The sequence below is a fragment of the Blastochloris sulfoviridis genome, from assembly GCF_008630065.1.
Taxonomy (GTDB): domain Bacteria; phylum Pseudomonadota; class Alphaproteobacteria; order Rhizobiales; family Xanthobacteraceae; genus Blastochloris; species Blastochloris sulfoviridis.
The window spans coordinates 1-18544 of record NZ_VWPL01000031.1 but is presented as its reverse complement, the minus strand read 5'-3'; the positions used below and the strand labels follow the sequence as shown (position 1 = coordinate 18544).

Genomic DNA, 18544 nt, shown 5'->3' with positions numbered 1-18544 from the left:
GACCTTTCGGAGGCTCCAGCCGTGATCGCGGAAGCACACTTGGCGAAAATCCGCCGGCCGGACCGGGGTTTTTGCCCGTAGCCGTACGGATTTTCGGCTGCGCAGGCCAGAATCAGTCTGATTCGGGACTGGCAGGGGCGCGCTTCACGCCTGGATCCCAATCTCGCCAAGAAGCCGTTGTTCAAGACCGGGGTTGCTTGGGAACGGGCTTTGGCGATCGGCGGCGACGGCCGGCCATGAGGGGCCGGGTTTCGCCGGAGGGATGCCAACCGGCATTCCAAGGCGGCCCGTACCAAAGAGGGGCCGCGCGAGACAGGCCGCGGCAAGCAGGATCGCGGCGCAAATACCGGGACGTGCGATGGAAACCAGGGCCAACTATCTGATCGTCGGCCTGTTCACCCTGGCGGTCATCGCCTCCGGGTTCATGTTCGTCTGGTGGTTTTCGCAGCCGGCGCAGCGCGCCCAGGGGCGCACTATCGAGGTGGCCTATGACGGGGCGGTATCGGGCCTGCGCGTCGGCTCCTCGGTGCTGTTCAACGGCATCTGGGTCGGCGAGGTGCGCAGCCTGCGGCTCGATCCCACCGATCCGCGCCGGGTGATCGCGGTGGCGACGGTGCAGGCGTCCGCACCCATCCGCGCCGACACCAAGGCCGGCCTCGAATATCAGGGCCTCACCGGCATCGCCTCGATCAGCCTCACCGGCGGCCAGCCGGATGCGCCGCCGCCGCCGTCGGGACCCGATGGGCCGCCGCGCATCGTCGCCCAGAGTTCCTCCCTTCAGGACATGATGTCGGTGGTGCGCACGGTGGGCGGCCAGGCCGAGGCGGTGCTGACGCGGATCGACCGGCTGCTCTCCGACAACCAGGCCGACGTGCGCGCCGCGGTGTCCAATATCGCCCGCTTCTCCGAGGCGCTGGGACGCAATTCGGAGGCCATCGACGGCTTCGTCAAGGATGCCTCGGCCGCGGCGAAGAGCATCGCCAGCGTCTCGGCGAAGGTGGAGCAGCTTGTCTCGGGCGAGGACGGCAAGGGCGTGGTCGCCGAGATCTCCGGCGCCGCGCGCGCGGTGCGCGTCCTGGCCGAAAACCTCGACAAGCGGACGGCGGAGGTCACCACCGGCGTCACCCGCTTCACCAATCAGGGCCTGCGCGAGTTCGAGGCGATGGCCACCGACGGGCGGCGGACCATCAATGATTTCGACCGCACGCTGCGCAATTTCGAGCGCAACCCGCGCCAGTTCATCTTCGGCGGGGGTGGGGTGCCCGAGTACAGTGGCCGGCGCTAGATCTTTGGAACCGACGATTTGGACTTCCTGACTTAAGTTTCTGATTCGTCATGTTTTATGACGCAAGATCGGTTTTCATTCTTGCGCGTCATGCTCTAATAGAGGGATACGTGGCGGCGGGCGTGAAGGGGGCAGACTGATGGCGCAGGCAGGCATGGGCGGTCGCGCGGTTCGCGCCACGCTGGTGCTCGGTGCGGCCGCGCTGTGGCTCGCGGGCTGCGGCAGCACGCCGAAAGCGACGTTCGATCTCAGCGCGCCGCGCGATATCGCAGTCGCCCAGGGGCCGGCGCGCGGCCTGATGGTGGTGGCGACGCCGACCGCGCTGCAGGTGCTGGATACCGACCGCATCGTCGTCATGCCGCGGCCGGGCGAGGTCGCCTATGCCGACGACAGCCAGTGGACCGACCGGCTGCCGAACCTGCTCCAGGCCCGCATCATCCAGGCGTTCGAGAATGCCAGCCGGCTGCGCGCGGTCGGCCGCCCCGGCGACCGGCTGGTGCCGGACTGGACGCTGGTCACCGAGATCCGCCGGTTCGGCGTGGTGGTGGAGGACGGCCAGCCCACCGCGGTGGTGGAGGTGGCGGTCAAGCTGGTGACCGATCGCGGCGGGCGCATCGCCGCCGGCAAGGTGTTCAAGGGCACGAGCCCGGGCGCCACCGACGGCGCCGGTGCTGCAGCGGCGCTGGACAGTGCGCTCGCCATCGTGCTGCGCGACATGGTGCGCTGGGCCACCACGCGGATCTGATCTCTTCGGCCGATTTTCGTCAGTCCGCGGGCGCGCGCTTATCCGTCTGTCATCCCGGCCGAGCGTCAGCGAGAGCCAGGATCGGCTGCAGGAAAAGATGCCCCCTTTCTGCAGACGGTCCCGGCTCGGCGCTACGCGCCGTCCGGGACGACAGCCCCTTATGCCGGGTTGTCATCCCGGCCGAGCGAAGCGAGAGCCGGGATCGTCCTCCGGAAAAGACACCTTTCGGAAATCGGTCCCGGGTCGCGCGGCTGCGCCGCTTGCCCGGGACGACGCCCCTTTTGTGGAAGGCGTCCCGAATGACGCGGAAACGAAAAGGGGCGCGCCGCGGCGCACCCCTTATTGATTTCGGTCGCCGTCAATCCGCTCAGTCGAAGCGGCCGGCGGCGTGGGCCAGCAGGGTGTAGACCTTGCCGGTGTCGGAGGTGAGGTAGGTCTTGGTCAGCACCTGTCCGCCGTCCTGCCGGGCCACCTGATCGAGCAGGCGCTCGAACTCCTCGACATAGCGGTCGACGGTGGTGCGGAACTCACCGTCGCTGCGGTAGCGGCGGCGGACCTCCTCGAAGCGCTGCTGGCCCTGCATCGTGTAGAGCCGGCGGGTGAAGACGTTGCGCTCGCCGCGCTTGTAGCGCTCCCACAGATCGACCGCGGCATCGTGGTCGATCATGCGGGCGACATCCATCGCCAGCGAGTCGAGCGACTCGATGGCGTGGTGGGGCGGGCGGGCCTGGCGGCTCGCCGCGGCCGCCTTCGGCTGCGGTGCAGCCGGCTCCTCCTGCGAGGCGCGGGCCAGCAGGTCGGACAGCCAGCCGCTGCCGCCGGACGGCGCGGGCGGTGCCGTCTCGATGCGCGGCGGCGCGGCCGTGCGGGCGACGGGCGCCTCGGCCGCAGGCTCGTGGCGCGCCGGCTCGTGGCGCGTCGATGTGCGGGCGCCGCCGGCGCCGGCCGCCACCGCCTCGACCGAGCGGCGCGCCGGTTCCACCACGTCGACGCCGCGTCCGTGGCGGGCGACGATGTCGTTGAGGTCGCCCAGCGCCTTGATCTGCTCGGCCAGCACCCGGCGCATCGCCGCGGCGCTCTCCTGGGTCTCCTGCGGCAGTTCGAGCACGCCGCGCTTCATCTCCGTGCGCGTGGTGTCGAGCGCGGTGCGGACCTCCTCGGTCATCGCCTTCATCTCGCGGGCCAGATCGGCGAAGTGCTTGAAGCGCTGGTCGATCTCGGCGCCGTAGGCGGAGATGTTGCCGGCCAGCGTCTCCAGCGCCTCACGCCGCTGGTCGAGCGTGGCGTCGATCCGGCGGTGGGTCTCGTCGAGCGAGCCGGCGGTCGAGGCGATGATCTTGCTCTGGTCCTGGAAGCGCTGGGCGAGGCTGCCGACGTCCTTGAGGATGCCGGTGGTCGTGCCTTCGAGATGCGCCACGCGCTCGTTCAAGACGTCGCTGGCGGCGCGGAACGCCTTGAAGCGCTCGGTGAAGGTGCCTTCGAGATTCTCCAGGTTGCGCGTGGCGGCGGTCATCACCTGCTGCATCATCGCATTGGCGTCGCGGATGCGGTCCACCACCTGGGTGAGGTCGCTCTTCACCGTGTCGCCGGCCGTGGCCAGTTCGCCGATGGTGCTGCGGCCGATGCGGTCGAGCGCCTCGATCAGCTCGTCGCCGGACTGCGACGCGGTGCGGGCGAAGCCGGCGGCGCTGGCGGCGATCGACTCGGCAATGGAAGCGCCGCGCTGCTCCACCGCCTTCACCATGGTGTCGCTCATCCGGGTGATTTCGGTGGCGAACGACGCCGTGCGATCGTCGAGCGCGGTGACCAGCGTCGACGATTTCTCGTCGAGCAGGCGGGTGAGGTCGTGGGTGCGGGCGGTCAGCTCGCTCGACACCTCGCCGGCGCGGGTGCCGAGCCCGACGATCACGGCGTTGGAGCGCTCGTCGAGCAGCTTGGCCAGCTCCTCGGTGCGCGAGGTCAGCTCGCCGGTCATCGAGGCGAGGCGCTCGCCGAGCGTCGAGCTCATGGAGCGGGTGCGGGTGTCGAGCAGGTCGGCGAGCTCGGCGGTGCGCTGGCCGAGCGTGGCGGCGACCTCCTCGGCGCGGGCGCCGAGCACCTGGACGGCCGCGCCGGAGCGGATGTCGAGGGTCTTCGAGATCTGCTCGGTGCCCGCCGACAGTTCGGCGGCGACGCTGGAGACGCTGGCGCTGAGCGCGGCGGTCATGCGGTTCGCCCGCTCGTCCAGGAGGCCGGTCAGCTCGGCGGTGCGCTGGCCGAGCGTGGCGGCCACCTCGTCGGCTCGGGTGCCGAGCGCGGCCACCAGGGAGCCCGACCGCTCGTCCAGCATCTTGGCGAGATATTCGGTGCTGGCCGCGAGGTCGGTGGTGACGGCGGAGGCGCGGATGCCGAGCACCTGGGCCATGGCGTTGGAGCGCTCGTCGAGCAGCTTCACCAGGCCCTCGGTGCGGGTCGACAGGTCGTTGGCGGCCGCGGCGACATGGGCGCTGACGGTGGAGGACATCTTCTCGGAGCGCTCGTCGAGCAGCTTGGCCAGTTCGGCGGTGCGCTGGCCGAGGCTGGCGGCCACCTCCTCGGCGCGGCCGCCCAGCGCCTGCACCAGCGTGCCGGAATTCTCGTCGAGAATCCGGGCGAGGCGCTCGGTGCTGGCGGCCAGTTCGCCGGTGACGGCGGACACCTGGGTGCCGAGCGCCTGCACCATGGATTCGGAGCGCTCGTCGAGCAGCCTGGCCAGCTCCTCGGTGCGGGTGGTCAGCACGTTCGCCACCGAGGCGACGCGGCTGCCGAGCACGCTCGACATCTTCTCGGAACGGTCGTCGAGCAGGCTGGCGAGTTCGGTGGTGCGCTGGCCCAGCGTCGAGGCCACCTCGTCGGCGCGGGTGCCGATCGCCGCCACCAGCGCGCCGGAGCGGTCCTCCAGCAGCTTGGCGAGATGCTCGGTGCTGGCCGCGATGTCGGCGGTGACGGTGGAGGCGCGGATGCCGAGCACCTGGGCCATCGCGGTGGAGCGCTCGTCGAGCAGCTTCACCAGCCCTTCGGTGCGGATGGACAGGTCGTCGGTGGCCGCGGCGACATGGGCGCTGACGGTCGAGGACATCTTCTCGGAACGCTCGTCGAGCAGCCGGGCCAGATCGGCGGTGCGCTGGCCGAGCGTCGCGGCAACGTCTTCGGCGCGCGTGCCGATGGCCTGGACCATCGTGCCGGTGCGCTCGTCGAGCATCTTGACGAGGTGCTCGGTGCTGGTGGCGATGTCGGCGGTGACGGCGGATGCGCGCAGGCCCAGCACCTGGGCCATGGCGCTGGAGCGCTCGTCGAGCAGCTTCACCAGCCCTTCGGTGCGGGCGGTGAGATCGTCGGCGACCACGGCGGCGCGGCTGCCGAGCGCGCTCGTCATCGCCTCGGAGCGCTCGTCGAGCAGGCCGGCGAGCTCGGCGGTGCGCTGGCCGAGCGTCGAGGCGACCTCCTCGGCGCGGGCGCCGATCGCCTGCACCAGCGTGCCGGAGCTCTGGTCGAGCAGCCTGGCGAGGCCCTCGGTGCGGGCGGTGAGGTCGTCGGCGACGGCAGCGACGCGGCTGCCGAGCACGTTCGACATCTTCTCGGTGCGCTCGTCGAGCAGGTTGGCGAGCTCGGCGGTGCGCTGGCCGAGCGTCGAGGCCACCTCCTCGGCGCGGGCGCCGATGGATTGCACCAGCGTGCCGGAGCTCTGGTCGAGCAGCCTGGCGAGGCCCTCGGTGCGGGCGGTGAGGTCGTCGGCGACGGCGGCGACGCGGTTGCCGAGCACGGAGGTCATCGCCTCGGAGCGCTCGTCGAGCAGCCTGGCGAGCCCTTCGGTGCGGGTGGTGAGGTCGTCGGTGACCGCGGCGACGCGGCTGCCGAGCGAGGCCGTCATCGCCTCCGAGCGCTCGTCGAGCAGCTTGGTCAGCTCGGCGGTGCTGGTGGCGAGATCGCTGGTGACGGCGGCGGCGCTGGCGCCGAGCGAGGAGGCCATGCGCGCCGCGCGGTCGTCCAGCAGATGGGCGAGTTCGGCGGTGCGCCGGCCGAGCGCCGCGGCGACCTGATCGGCGCGGGCGCCGAGCGCCTGCACCAGCGTGCCGGAGCGCTCGTCCAGCAGCTTGGCAAGCTGCTCGGTGGTGGTGGTGAGTTCCGTGGTGACGGTCGAGGCGCGCGAGCCGAGCGCCTGCGTCATCGAGTCCGAGCGCTCGTCGAGCAGGCGGGTGAGCTGCTCGGTGGCCGTCGTCAGTTCGGTGGTGACGGAGGAGGCGCGGCTGCCCAGCGCCTCGACCATGGAGCCGGAGCGCTCGTCGAGCAGGCGGGTGAGCTGCTCGGTGGTCGCGGTCAGCTCGGTGGTGACGGAGGAGGCGCGGCTGCCCAGCGCCTCGACCATGGCGTTGGAGCGCTCGTCGAGCAGGCGGGTGAGCTGCTCGGTGGTCGCCGCCAGATCGGTGGTGAGGGTGGCGGCGCGGCTGCCGAGCGCGGTCACCAGCGTGCCGGAGCGCTCGTCGAGCAGCTTGGCGAGCTGTTCGGTGGTCGCCGCCAGCTCGGTGGTGACGGCGGAGGCGCGCGAGCCGAGCGCGGCGGTGAGCTTGTTGGAGCGTTCGTCGAGCAGGCTGGCGAGTTCGGCGGTGCGCTGGCCGAGCGTCGAGGCGACCTCGTCGGCACGGCTGCCGAGCGCCTGGACGACGATGCCCGAGCGCTCGTCGAGCAGCTTGGCGAGCTGCTCGGTGGTCGTCGTGATCTCGCTGGTGACGGCCGAGGCGCGCGCGCCCAGCACGGAGTTCATGGTCGCGGTGCGCTCGTCGAGAAGCTGGGCAAGCTCGTTGGTGCGCTGGCCGATGGCCGCCGCCACGTCGTTGGCGCGAGTGCCGAGCGCCTGATGGATGTGGTCGCTGAGGCCGACCAGCGTGCGCTCGACCACCTGGGCGTCGTTGCGCAGCGTGTTGGACACCGCCTCGATCTTGGAGGTGAGCGCGTCGGTGAAGGCGACGCCGCGGACCTCGATCGAGGTCGACACCGACTCCAGCCGGCCGACGATCAGCTCCTCGAAGCGCGAAATGCGGACATCCATGTTGCCGGCCATCTCGACGGCGCGGGCGCTGAGCTTGCTGTCGACGATCTCCGAACTGTCGATCAAGAGGTCGCCGAGCTCCTTGGTCTTCAGGGCGAAGACGCCGGAGAGTTCCTGGACCTTGTGGTCGAGGAGGTCGACGGTGCCGTTGGAGCCTTCGCCGAGGACCTTGGCGAATTCCAGCGTGCGCTGGGCCAGCGTCTGGTTGAGGTTCTGGGCGCGCGCCTCCAGCGTCTGCTCGATGCGCGAGATGCGCTGGTCGAGGGTGGCGGCGATCTCGTTGGTCTTGGCGGCGACGCGGTCGTCGAAGGTGGCGAGATTGACGCGGAAGCTCTCGCCGACGCTGTCGACGCGCTTGGACACCTGCTCCAGCAGCTCGGTTCCGTGGACCCGCACGGTCTGGTCGAAATTGGTGAGCCCGTCGCCGATCGACTTGGCCAGCACGCCGGTGTCGGTGCTGATGCGGTCGGCCAGTTCGCCGCCGCGGATGGTGATGGTCTCCTCGAACGCCTTGAGGCGGGCGTTGAGCATCTCCTTCACCGCGTCGCCCTTGGCCGAAATGGTGGTGGCCAGCGTCTCGGCGGTCTCGCGGAAGGCGTCGGTGACCTTGATGCCGCGCACGCCGATGGCCTTCGACACCTCGGTGCCGACGGCGGCCAGCCGCTCGGTCAGCTCGTTGCCGCGGCCGGCGATCAGCTTGGTGACCTCGGCGCCGACCAGGGCGAGCCGCTCGGTCATCTCGGTGCTGCGGCCGGCGATGGCGCGCGACACCTCGTCGCCGACCAAAGTCAGGCGCTCGGTGACGTCGGCGCCGCCGGTGGTCAGCGTCTCGGCGACGCGGGTGCCGACCTCCTCCAGCTTGCGCACGACCTCGCCGCCGCGCATCGACAGATCGAGGATCAGCGACTCGCTGGTGGACTTCAGGGTGAGGTCGACCTCGCCGGCGCGGATGGCGATCTCGTCGGCCAGCTTGGTGCCGGTGGTGACCAGCGCATTGGTGATCTCGGCGGAGCGGCTCTCCAGCGTCTCGGTGGCGAGCTGGGTGTTGGCGGTCAGCGTGCCGGCCATCTCGGCGGTGCGCTGGGTCAGCGTGTCGGCGAGCGCGGCCGTGGTCTGCAGCACGGTGGCCGAGACGGCCTCGCTGCGCTGGGCCATGGTCTCGGCCAGGTCGCTGGTGACCTTCACCACATTGGCCGTCATCTCCTCGGCGCGGCTGCTCAGCGTGTCGGCCAGGTTGGAGGTGGTGCGCAGCACGCTGGCGGTCAGCTCCTCGGTACGGTTGCCCAGCGTGTCGGCGATCTCGGTGGTGGTGCGCAGCATGTTCGCCGTCACCTCGTCGGTGCGGCGGTTCAGCGTGTCGGCGAGATCGGTGGTGGTGCGGACCACGGCCGAGGAGATCTCGTCGGTGCGCGAGATCATCGACTCGGTCAGCTCGGTGGTCGCGGCGTTGAGGCGGCCGGTGATCTCGTCGATCTGGCCGCGCATCGCCGAGACCAGCTGCTCGGAGGATTCCGACAGCGTGGTGTTGACCTCGATGCCGGTGGCGCTCAGCCGCTCCAGTAGGTCGCCGCCCTTGTCGACGATCGCCTCGATCATCTGGTCGCCGACGCGGCCGAGCGCGATGGTGATGTGCTCGCCGCGGTCGGCGAGGCTGACGGTGACGCGGTCGCCGGCTTCCTGGATCGCGGCATTGATGCGCTCGGAGACGCCCTGCACCTCCTGGGTGAAGGCCTCGTGCGCGCCGGAAATGGTGCTGCCGATGCGGTCGGCATGGGCGATGATCGCCTCGCGCTCGGTGACGAGGCGGTCGACGAGGTTGCGCACGCGCATCTCGTTCTGCTCGTAGGAGCGCTCCAGCGTGGCGACCTCGTTGCGCACCATCGTCTCGAGCTCGCTGGCGCGGGCGACGGCGCGCTCGATGCCGTCATTGACGGCCGAGACCTCGCGGCGGATCGCCTGGCCGAGCGTCATGATGCCGTCGCCGGCAAGCTCGCCCGGCTGGGCGAGGAGCAGGGCGACCTCGGTCATCGAGCGGGCGGTGTGGCGCAACTCCTGCGCGCGGCGGATCAGGCCGGCGACGGCGAAGAAGAAGAACACCGGCAGCACGATGCCGGCCGCCACCGCCAGAAGATGCGGCTGGGCGGCGAGGCCGGACTGCGAGGTGAGGGCGCGGATGTCGGCCGAGTAGGCGGTCCAGGACAGGCCGCCGGCGATGCCGACCCAGGCGAGCGAGAACGCCAGCGCCGCCCAATAGGGGGCGGGCGAGGTGCGGCGCTGCATGTTGGCGAGGATCTGGCCGACATTGCGCCGGTCGTCATTGGCGGCGCGGCGCGGCGCCAGCGGCCGCTCGGGGCGTTCCGGCGGCAGGGCCGGGGCGGCGTCGTCGATCGGCACCCGCGGCCGGAGCGGCCGGCGTTCGTCGGCATGGTCCTGCGCCACGCTCAACGCCTCCTGCACCGCCGAAAGCGCTGCTTCCGTCGGATCCTGCATTTTCTTGGGTGCCTTCGCCATCGTCCGTCGCCTCCGGTCCGTACTCATGACCTCGACCGGCGTGCTGCCGTTCGGGCCGGGTCGGCATGCTCGCGTCCGGCCGAACACCGTCGGACGCCACTTCCAGATACCACCCGCCGCGTGCCAGGATTGCATCCTGGTTGGGAGGTATCTTAGTCCACCGCAAGAGACATCCTACCGGTGCAAACTGTCAAAAGAAACCCGCCGAGGGCGCGGTTTCCGATCATCGTTAACGGATTGGTTACCATGATGACACGTCGTGACGGCGACTCGGGCCAAGCGCCCCAAGGCGTTCCAGCCACTGGCGAAGCGCCGCGGCCGACCGAGGCGCAGCGGCGCTATCTGATGCGTGGGCTTGGCCAACCCGGTGGAAAACTCCCGCTGTTCGACGAGGACGGCCGGGAAGTTCCGCATAAGACAATCGAGGCGTGCATCGCGCACGGCTGGGCCGAACGCTGGATCGCCAATCCGGTCAAGCCCGACTGGCTGGTCTGCCGGCTGACCCCGGCGGGCTATCGCGCGCTGGGCGCGGAGCCGCCGGCCGGGGGCGGCGCGCCTTCGACCCCGTCGTAGTAGGCAGCCACCCGCGGGGGCTTGAGGGTCAGGGCTTGCGGGCGAGGGAAGGCTTGCGGGGGACGGAAGGCTTGCGGGGGACGTCTTGCGCCGCCGCGTTAAGGCCCTATTTGGCAATCAGGCTTATAAGGGAAATCCCTGCAATACGTGCCTGATACGGTTTCCGGTTGATCCGTTCGGGATACCGGAAACGGTCTCGCCCGAACGGCCATCGATCGAGTGTCCATCCCCCGAATACCCCTCCCAGGACGCGCCATGAACACTGCCACTCTGGAACTGCCGAAAACGGCGTCGACGGCCGACCGGCCGGTCGATCTCGTGCACCTGTCGCGGGTCACCTTCGGCGACCGCGCATTGGAACGCGAGGTGCTGGGGCTGTTCCTGCGTCAGTCGACCATCCAGCTCGACCGGCTGAAGGAGGCCCGAACGGCCCAGGCGTTCGGCGCGGCCGCCCACACGCTGAAGGGCTCCGCGGCGGGCATCGGCGCCCGCCATGTGGCGGCGGTCGCAGCCGAGGCGGAAGCGCTGTCTGCCCGCTACGACACCGCCGAGGTGCTCGAGGCGGTGGCGCGGCTGGAGGCGCGGGTCGTGGAGTGCCGCCTCTATATCTCCCAGCTTCTGTCGAACGGGGCGTGATCCGCCCACGGGCCGAACCGTCGGTGTCGCCGGGCTTCCGGGATCGCGACGCGATCGGCCGGAAACATCTCATGCGGTTTCCGGTTGATCCCTCCGGGACACCGGAAGCACTCTCGCCGAAAACCCCTTGTTCGATAACGGGGTTTTCGGCGATCGGACTACGGGTCTCCGGCCCTGGAGGCCGGAAACCGGATCATGACAGCTTGCGGGCGCAGGCGGTTCCGGCCTGCCGCGGCGCAAGGCAGGGCGCGCACGGCAGGCGTCCAAGGCGGTCCAGCGCGACCGCGATGCCTTCGGCGAGCAGTCGCCCCTCGGTGAGGGCGGTGGCGGCCGCCGCGCGGTCGACCGGGGCGTGCGACCCATCCGCCGCCACCCGGACCGCGCTCGGGCCGAACACCGCCATCAGCTCGCCGGCGACGCGGGCTGCGGCCTTGAACAGCGTGCGGGTGTCAGCTGCGTCGAGCGTGTCGCGCACGCCGGCCAACAGGCGCGCCAGCATGCGGGTGCGCAGCAGCAGGGTCTGCGCCTCGCGTTCCTCGATCGTCGCGGCGAGGTGGGCGGACAGGCCGCCGAACGCCGGCCGCGCCAGCGGCGACTGGCTCTCCACCAGGCACATGGCGGTCTCGAAGGCGTAGCCGCCGGTCGTCGGGGCCGCCGGCTTCATCACGAGGTCGGCCAGCAATCCGGCGAAGGCCGGGGAGGCGGACAATCCGGCGAAGGCCGGGGAAGCGGACGGGCTGAGGGGCTGTGCATTGGAACGCAATGACATGTGAAATACCTTTCGGGGGATCGGGAGATGCGGTTGATCGCATCGATTGGCGCGACTATGCGCCAGGGCCCCTGACGGGAGCCTGCCTGACGCCGTCAGCGTTTCGTCATCCAAGGCGCGCTCCTCCGCGCCGTCCCGTGGGTTGCGGGCGGCCGGAAAAGGACGGCTTGACAGGCTTGGCAGCTTGGCAGGGCTTGGCGGGCCAATTGGGACCGCCTATAAGGCGCGTCCGCACATTTGCCCAATTATTCAGCGTCCTGCCATGCCCAAAATCACCTTCATCGACGCCGCCGGGACGGCGCACACGGTCGAGGCCGAGGTCGGCTCCACCGTGATGGAAGGCGCCATCAAGAATGGCGTCCCCGGAATCGAAGCCGAATGCGGCGGCGCCTGCGCCTGCGCCACCTGCCACGTCTATGTGGACGAGGCTTGGCTGGAGCGGACCGGCGAGCCGGTGGCGATGGAGCAGGACATGCTCGATTTCGCCTTCGACGTGCGCGCCAATTCGCGCCTGTCGTGCCAGATCAAGGTCAGCGAGGAGCTCGACGGGCTCGTCGTCACGGTTCCCGAGAAGCAGGGATAGGGCATTCGTGTCCGCAGAACCGGTTCCCACCTCTGCGCAGACCGCTCAAGCTCTTGAGTTGGCGCAGTCTCTGTCGCAAAACCGGTTTCCACGTCCGCGGAGACGGCTCTAGACGAAACCGCATCCCCTTGTCCGTACGCCAGTTCCGAGAGGTTCGACCATGCTGGACCCCACCGCCGCGCCGGGCGGCGACGTCATCGAAACCGATGCCCTGATCATCGGCGCCGGGCCGATCGGCCTGTTCGCCGTGTTCGAACTCGGCCTGCTCGACGTCAAGGCGCACCTCGTCGACATCATGGACAAGGTCGGCGGCCAGTGCTCCGAGCTCTATCCCGAGAAGCCGATCTACGACATTCCCGGCTATCCGGAGATCAGCGGCCAGGAACTGGTCAACAAGCTGATGGAGCAGATCAAGCCGTTCGGACCCACCTTCCACCTCGGCGAGATGGTGGAGACCGTGAAGCACCGGCCCGAGGGCGGCTTCGAAGTGGTGACCGACGGCGGCAAGACCTTCCATACCAAGGTGGTGGTGATCGCCGCCGGCGGCGGCTCGTTCCAGCCCAAGCGCCCGCCCATCCCCGGCATCGAGCACTATGAGGGCACGAGCGTCTTCTACTCCGTCAAGAAGATGGAGGCGTTCCGCGGCAAGAAGGTCTTGATCGTCGGCGGCGGCGACTCCGCGCTCGACTGGACGCTGAACCTGCAGCCGCTCGCGGAGCGCCTGACGCTGATCCACCGCCGCGACGAGTTCCGCGGCGCGCCCGACAGCGTCAAGAAGATGCGCTCGCTGGTCGAGGCCGGCGCCATGGACCTCAAGATCGGCCAGGTGCTGAACATCCGCGGCGAGGGCGGCCAGCTGGAGGCGGCGATCTGCCGCGACAATGCCGGCGCCTCCTTCGAGGTGGCGGTCGACACCATGCTGCCGTTCTTCGGCCTGACCATGAAGCTCGGGCCGGTGGCGCATTGGGGCCTGGATCTGCACGACCATTTGATCCCGGTCGAGACGGCGTCGTTCGAGACCTCGGTGCCGGGCATCTTCGCCATCGGCGACATCAACACCTATCCCGGCAAGCTGAAGCTGATCCTGTCCGGCTTCCACGAGGGCGCGCTGATGGCCCAGAAGGCCGCCCGCTACGTCTATCCGGACAAGCGGATGGTGTTCCAGTACACCACCTCCTCGACCAGCCTGCAGAAGAAGCTCGGCGTCAATTGACGCCGGGTTGACCTTGGCGAGGTGATTTGAGGAAACGGCTGGTAGGGCGGACTGGCGTCAGCGTATTCCGCCACTCCGGCGTCCCGGCTGATTCTGGCGGGATACGCTTCGCTATCCCGCCCTACGGTTTTGCTCAGGACAATAGGCTGGGTCTCGTCATCCCGGCCGAGCAACGCGAGAGCCGGGATCGTCATCCGGAAACGGCATCCCCTTCCTGAGAACGGTCCCGGCTCGGCACTGCGTGCCGTCCGGGACGACGGGATGGCGGGAAGCGGTTTCCGGCCTGATCCGCCGTAAACCGCATTACTCGCCGCGCCACGGCTGCCGCCGGCCGTCGCGGATGTGGACGATCCAGGGTTCGTTCCCCTGCAGCGTCCAATAGATCAGGTAATGGAAACGGCCGACCGGCAGGACGCGGACGTCTGCAATGCCGGTTGCGCGACCCGCGTGGGGATACTGCTCGACCAGGCGCAGTGTGGTTTCAAGGGCGCGTTTCAGGTTGAGCAAGCCTTGCGGACTCCGCTCCGCCAGATAATCGACGACACCGGTGAGATCGCTCGCCGCACGGGCTGTGAAGCGGACGGTCATAGACCGTGGCGGCGCCACAGTGCGGCCACGTCCTCGTCGGTGACGAACTCGCCCCGGCGCGCCTGCTCAAGCCCTTGATGGATGGCCGCGCGGGTTTCCTCGTCGAGGTCGGGGCCGAGCGCCTCGCCGTCCAGCATCGACAGCAGGATGGCGCCCAGCGCGTCCTGCTCCGCCTCCGGCAGGCTCTGCGCCTTTGCCACGGCGTGTTCGAGGATTTTCGTCATTCGACCCATTTGAACAATCTAACACGCCAAGACGCCGCGGTCGTCCCCGCGCGCGGCCTGACCACTTACCTGGGACAATAGCCTGGGCCTCGTCATCCCGGCCGAGCAACGCGAGAGCCGGGATCGTCCATCTTCGTGCCTCGTCATCCCGGACGGCGCGTAGCGCCGAGCCGGGATCGTTTGCAGGAATAGACACCTCTTCCTGAAAACGGTCCCGGGTCGCGCGGCTGCGCCGCTTGCCCGGGACGACGGGATGGCGGAAAACGGTCCCGGCTCGGCACTGCGTGCCGTCCGGGACGACAGTCTCACCCGCGCCGCGATCGCCCGGTCACGGCACCGGCGCGGGCGGCAGAGCGGCGGCCGGTGCCGCTCCCGAAGATGCTCCCGGCGGCGCCGGCGGCGGGATCGGCTCGGCGAGGATTGCCGGCGGGGCGGAGAGGCTGAGCAGGTGGCGCGCCGCCGGCATGGCGGCGTCCGCCATCGCCGCGTGGCCCTCGGCCGAGGGGTGGATGGCGCCGCCATAGACGGCGGTCTTCAGCCCCCACAGGCCGTCATGGGTGCTCTGGGGCGCCTGCAGCACGCCGTAGGGGAAGGTCATGGCGGCGAAGTACGCATCGTTCGGGGTGCGGATCCAGCGCGCGCGTGGCGCGTAGGGCCGGTAGTCGGAGGGGCTGCAGCCGTCGGTCATCGGCTGCTCCAGCGCGTCGCTGTCAGTGCGGAAGCTTGAGCCGTTCTTCTTAAAGCAAGCGACGTCGAAGTCCGGCTCGGCGACGGTGGGGTCGGCCGGCTCGGTGGCGCAGAAGCCGGCGCGGGCGAACGCCTGGTCGTGACCGTCGACATAGGTCATGCGCTCGGTCTCGGGGTCGGCGCAGCCGCCGCCGGCATTGCAGCGGGCGAGCTGCTCCAGCTTGGGAAAGAAGCTTTTCGTCACGAACTCGGAGACCGACTGCAGCCGCGGCGCCGAGACCTCGAAGGCGGGATGGATGTCCATGCCGTGGCGGCCGCCGCCGCAGGTGCGGTCCGGCGCTTCGAGGGCCGGGTGGCCGTAGCGGACATAGACCACGTGCTCCAGCGAGCCGCCGAGCAGGGGCTTGAGCGCGGCGCGCAGCTTGCGGAAACTGGCGGGTAGCTCCTTCTGCAGCGTGGCGGTGGCCTCCTTGGCCGTCTTGATCATGCCGAAGCGGTTGAGCACGTCGTACTCGTCCTCCTTCGGGTCGACCATGACGCCGGCGACCATCGGCGAGAAGCCGATGTCGTTGGCGCCGATGGTGAGCAGCAGGAGGTCGAGGTCACGCTCGGGCGCGAGCTGCAAATAGCGGCCGAGCTGGGCGATCTGCGGCGGCACGCTGGTGGCGCATTTGCGCCCGCCTGCCGCCTGTTCGCAGGCCTTGGCGAAATCGCGGATCGGCTGGCTGCCGAGCAGGCCCTCGTCGATCTGGGCGCCGGTGCAGGCAAGCGGCAGGAAGGTGATGGCGACGTGTGGGTTCTCGACCGCTAAGGCCAGCGCGGTGCGCACCTGATAGCCATAGAGCGAGCGGTGGCAGGCCGGGCTCATCCAGTCGGCGCCGGCGCGCGCCCATTCGGCCTGGGCGGATCCCTGGGCAGTGGGCGCGGCGTCGCGGACGGGCGTGGTGGGACCGCAGTCGCGCATGCCGCGATAGTCGCGCCGCGACGGCCGGAAGTATTCGGAGAAGGTGCCGCCGAGCAGGCGGCGGTAGCAGAAGCCCTTGTCGGACAGCATCACCGGTGAATCCGGGTTGCCCTCGCCGGAGGCAATGGAATCGCCCATGCCGGCGATCAAGAGATCCCGCACCTCGACCCGGGATTCCAGGATGGCGACGATCTCCTCGCCGCGGTGCACCGTCACCGACACCTTGGTGCCGATGCCGGCGGCGAGGTCGTCGATCACCTCTTCGGTGCAGGCTGTGTCGAACTGGCGGCCGGGCGGGGTTTTGTCCCACAGCGTCCAGCGGCAGGCGAGGCCGGGTTCGGTGGCCAGGTTCTTCAAGGTGAGGCCGACGCGGTGGTCGCGGGGGTTGAGATAGCTCTCGGTCTTCTTGCGGTCGCTTGATGGCTTGCCGGTGCGGGCAGCTTCATAGGTGCGCTCGCAGCGGTCGAGCAACGTGCTGGTGACCGGGTCGACGCAGAGATTGTGGACCATGTCGCGTGCCCAGCCGAAGCCGTCGGTGCCGCGCGCCAGCTTGCGCTCGACGGCGAGAATGGTGCTGCCCGGCCCGTGGGCGACGGCGTGGGTCTGGAAATCCTGCTCGCTCTTGAACAGCCGGAAGCGGTTCTTGACCTGCCAGTCGATGCACGGCTCGACGCTGTCGGCGGTGCAGACCTGGGCGTGCGCCGGTGCCGGCGCCAGGGCGGCGGCAAGCGGCAACAACAGCGCGGCGAGCGCGAGGGGGGCGCGCATCGGATGTTCCTCGTGACGGTGTCGGGTCGAAATCGGGTCAAGCCAAAGGTCGGGGGCGGCTTCGCCCGGACGGGTGTTGATTGACCGATGCTCGGGGCGATTTTGCGGCGGTGCGGCAGTGTGTGGACGGCGAAGCAGTCGCAGAAGCAACCTGTAGATGATGCGTTGCGAAATTTTCAGTTGCCTTGTGGTAATGCCGTACGCGAGATCAGTAGTGCGGCGTAGTCCGTAAGATGGTAACGATCCATTTACACGTTTCGCGCGAGTTTTCTTCGCATAGCCCCTCAGGTGATGCAGCGTGACCGGCACGAGGCACGGGGGGTTGGGGCAGCCGCGTGCCGGGTGGAGACGGGCATGAAACTCAATCTGCGTATCGGAGCCAAGCTGGCTCTCACGTCCGCAGCGGGCGTGCTGATCGTTGGCGCGTTGGTCATAAACAACCAAATCTCGAACAACCATGTTGGAGAGTTGGCTGATGATTCCCAAGATGCGGCATTTGTCCTCGATATGACGAAAGAGGCAGGCGCCAATATTCAAGACATGCGACTTGCCTTCCGTGACATCCGGCTCTCGAACTCGATCGAGGATGTCGAGAAACTGATCGGCACGATGCAGGCGGAGGTTTCGACGGCCCGCGAAAACTTGAAGCATGCCGACGCGAAATCGAGATTCCCCGCCAACAAGGAGCGTCTGGCGAAGGCAATCAGTCTGCTTGACCCGTATTTCAACGGCAATCGCGAGGCGGCCGGTCTGCAGCGCGAAATGATCACGCTCCGCGATAAGCTGATCGTTATTGCCGGAGAGTGGGACAAGGGCAAAGCGGCTGTCCGCGATCTGCTCGGCAAGACAGGAACTCAGAAGGCGGAGTTTCTCCTCCTTCTCGAGCAGGCGGATTCGTCCTCGAAAGACGGCCGGCTCGCGGCTTGGCGGTTTCAGGCGACCGGCGAGACGGCGTTGCAGGCCCGCGCCGAGCAATCCATGGCGCAGGCGGTGAGCATTTTGAATGCCATCGAGCGGCAGGCTGCGGACGAGCGCATCACCGCCGCCATCAAGGCGATGGAAGGATCGGGTTCGGACCTCGTCACGGCAACCAAGGCATTGGTTGCTGCCCAAGGCGCCCAGAACGACATCATGGACAAGCGCGTGCGTCCGCTCGCCCGCGAGATGGAGGCGCTGTTCGCTGCCACCGAGCAGGCCGCCAAGACCCGTGCGGACGAAATCTCCCGCGAAACCAATGCGGCAATTGCGCAATCTGGCACCTGGAGCCTCGTATTCGGTGGACTGGTGATCATTGTGCTGATCGGCTCGACGGTGTTTGGGATGGTCTCGATCGCCAAGCCGATCCGCGCGATCGCCGGTGTGCTGGAGAAGCTGGCGGCGGGCGACAAGTCGCTCGACGTGCCTTACGTTCAGCGTGGCGACGAGGTCGGCGAGACCGCGCGTGCGGCCAATGTGTTCAAGGACAATCTGATCCGGATGGACCAGATGACGGCCGAGCAGAAGGCGGCGGAAGCACGGGCCGAAGCCGAAAGGAAGGCGGCGATGCACCAGATGGCCAACTCGTTCGAGCAGGCGGTCGGCGGCATCATCGGCGCGGTGTCGAGCGCCTCCTCGCAGCTCCAGGGCGCGGCGCAGACCATGTCGGCGGCCGCCGAGCAGACCAACCGCCAGTCGGTGGCGGTGGCCTCGGCCTCGGAGGAAGCCTCCTCCAACGTCCAGACCGTGGCCTCGGCGGCGGAAGAGCTTGCGACCTCGGTCGCCGAGATCGGCCGGCGGGTCAATGAGTCCGCCTCGATCGCCGCGGAGGCGGCGCGCGATGCCGACGCCACCGCCCAGAAGGTGGCCCGGCTGTCGCTGGCGGCGCAGAAGATCGGCGACATCGTCGGGCTGATCTCGACCATCGCCGGCCAGACCAACCTGCTCGCGCTCAACG

12 protein-coding genes are annotated in these 18544 nt (G+C 69.1%); 7 read left to right on the top strand and 5 right to left on the bottom strand.

Annotation, left to right across the window (positions count from 1 at the left end; genetic code table 11):
• Positions 1–358 precede the first annotated feature (358 nt).
• Both F1193_RS13940 and F1193_RS13935 read left to right on the top strand, forming a co-directional pair.
• A complete protein-coding gene (locus F1193_RS13940; RefSeq protein ID WP_150098410.1) occupies positions 359–1285 on the top strand; it encodes an MlaD family protein in 927 nt (308 codons plus the stop codon).
• A 139-nt stretch (positions 1286–1424) separates the two neighbouring features.
• Positions 1425–2030 (top strand): ABC-type transport auxiliary lipoprotein family protein, encoded by a 606-nt coding sequence (locus F1193_RS13935; protein WP_246164407.1) that lies wholly within the window; start codon positions 1425–1427, stop codon positions 2028–2030.
• A gap of 367 nt (positions 2031–2397) precedes the next feature.
• Here F1193_RS13935 and F1193_RS13930 read toward each other — a convergent pair whose 3' ends face one another.
• Positions 2398–9606 (bottom strand): apolipoprotein A-IV repeat region-like domain-containing protein, encoded by a 7209-nt coding sequence (locus F1193_RS13930; RefSeq protein ID WP_150098409.1) that lies wholly within the window; start codon positions 9604–9606, stop codon positions 2398–2400.
• Between the two features lie 246 nt (positions 9607–9852).
• Here F1193_RS13930 and F1193_RS13925 point away from each other — a divergent pair, with 246 nt between their 5' ends.
• Complete coding sequence (locus tag F1193_RS13925) at positions 9853–10179, top strand: hypothetical protein (protein ID WP_210247376.1); 327 nt, start codon at positions 9853–9855, stop codon at positions 10177–10179.
• Positions 10180–10434: 255 nt separating this feature from the next.
• Complete coding sequence (locus F1193_RS13920; RefSeq protein ID WP_150098408.1) at positions 10435–10815, top strand: Hpt domain-containing protein; 381 nt, start codon at positions 10435–10437, stop codon at positions 10813–10815.
• A 193-nt stretch (positions 10816–11008) separates the two neighbouring features.
• On the opposite strand, the gene F1193_RS13915 is transcribed toward F1193_RS13920, so the two are convergent.
• On the bottom strand, positions 11009–11584 hold the full coding sequence (locus tag F1193_RS13915; protein ID WP_150098407.1) for a hypothetical protein: 576 nt from the start codon (positions 11582–11584) through the stop codon (positions 11009–11011).
• Positions 11585–11846: 262 nt separating this feature from the next.
• Between F1193_RS13915 and F1193_RS13910 the strand changes: the two genes are divergently transcribed.
• Together F1193_RS13910 and F1193_RS13905 are read left to right on the top strand one after the other, a co-directional pair.
• The gene (locus tag F1193_RS13910) at positions 11847–12167 is read left to right on the top strand and encodes a 2Fe-2S iron-sulfur cluster-binding protein (protein WP_150098406.1); all 321 of its coding nucleotides are present in this window, start codon (positions 11847–11849) and stop codon (positions 12165–12167) included.
• Positions 12168–12327: 160 nt separating this feature from the next.
• On the top strand, positions 12328–13380 hold the full coding sequence (locus F1193_RS13905; RefSeq protein WP_150098405.1) for an NAD(P)/FAD-dependent oxidoreductase: 1053 nt from the start codon (positions 12328–12330) through the stop codon (positions 13378–13380).
• 303 nt (positions 13381–13683) lie between these two features.
• Here the strand turns inward: F1193_RS13905 and F1193_RS13900 are convergent, their stop codons facing one another.
• The 3 genes from F1193_RS13900 to F1193_RS13890 form a co-directional block, all read right to left on the bottom strand.
• Positions 13684–13968: a type II toxin-antitoxin system RelE/ParE family toxin gene (locus F1193_RS13900; RefSeq protein WP_150098404.1), complete on the bottom strand. Its 285-nt coding sequence runs from the start codon at positions 13966–13968 to the stop codon at positions 13684–13686.
• Complete coding sequence (locus F1193_RS13895; RefSeq protein WP_150098403.1) at positions 13965–14192, bottom strand: hypothetical protein; 228 nt, start codon at positions 14190–14192, stop codon at positions 13965–13967. Before F1193_RS13895 ends, F1193_RS13900 begins: the two co-directional genes overlap by 4 nt.
• A gap of 328 nt (positions 14193–14520) precedes the next feature.
• Entirely contained in the window at positions 14521–16611 is a 2091-nt protein-coding gene (locus F1193_RS13890; protein WP_210247375.1) for an SGNH/GDSL hydrolase family protein, read from the bottom strand.
• A gap of 354 nt (positions 16612–16965) precedes the next feature.
• On the opposite strand from F1193_RS13890, the gene F1193_RS13885 reads away from it, so the two are divergent.
• Positions 16966–18544 (top strand): HAMP domain-containing protein (locus F1193_RS13885; protein WP_170263660.1); only part of this gene is annotated, 1579 nt, incomplete at its 3' end.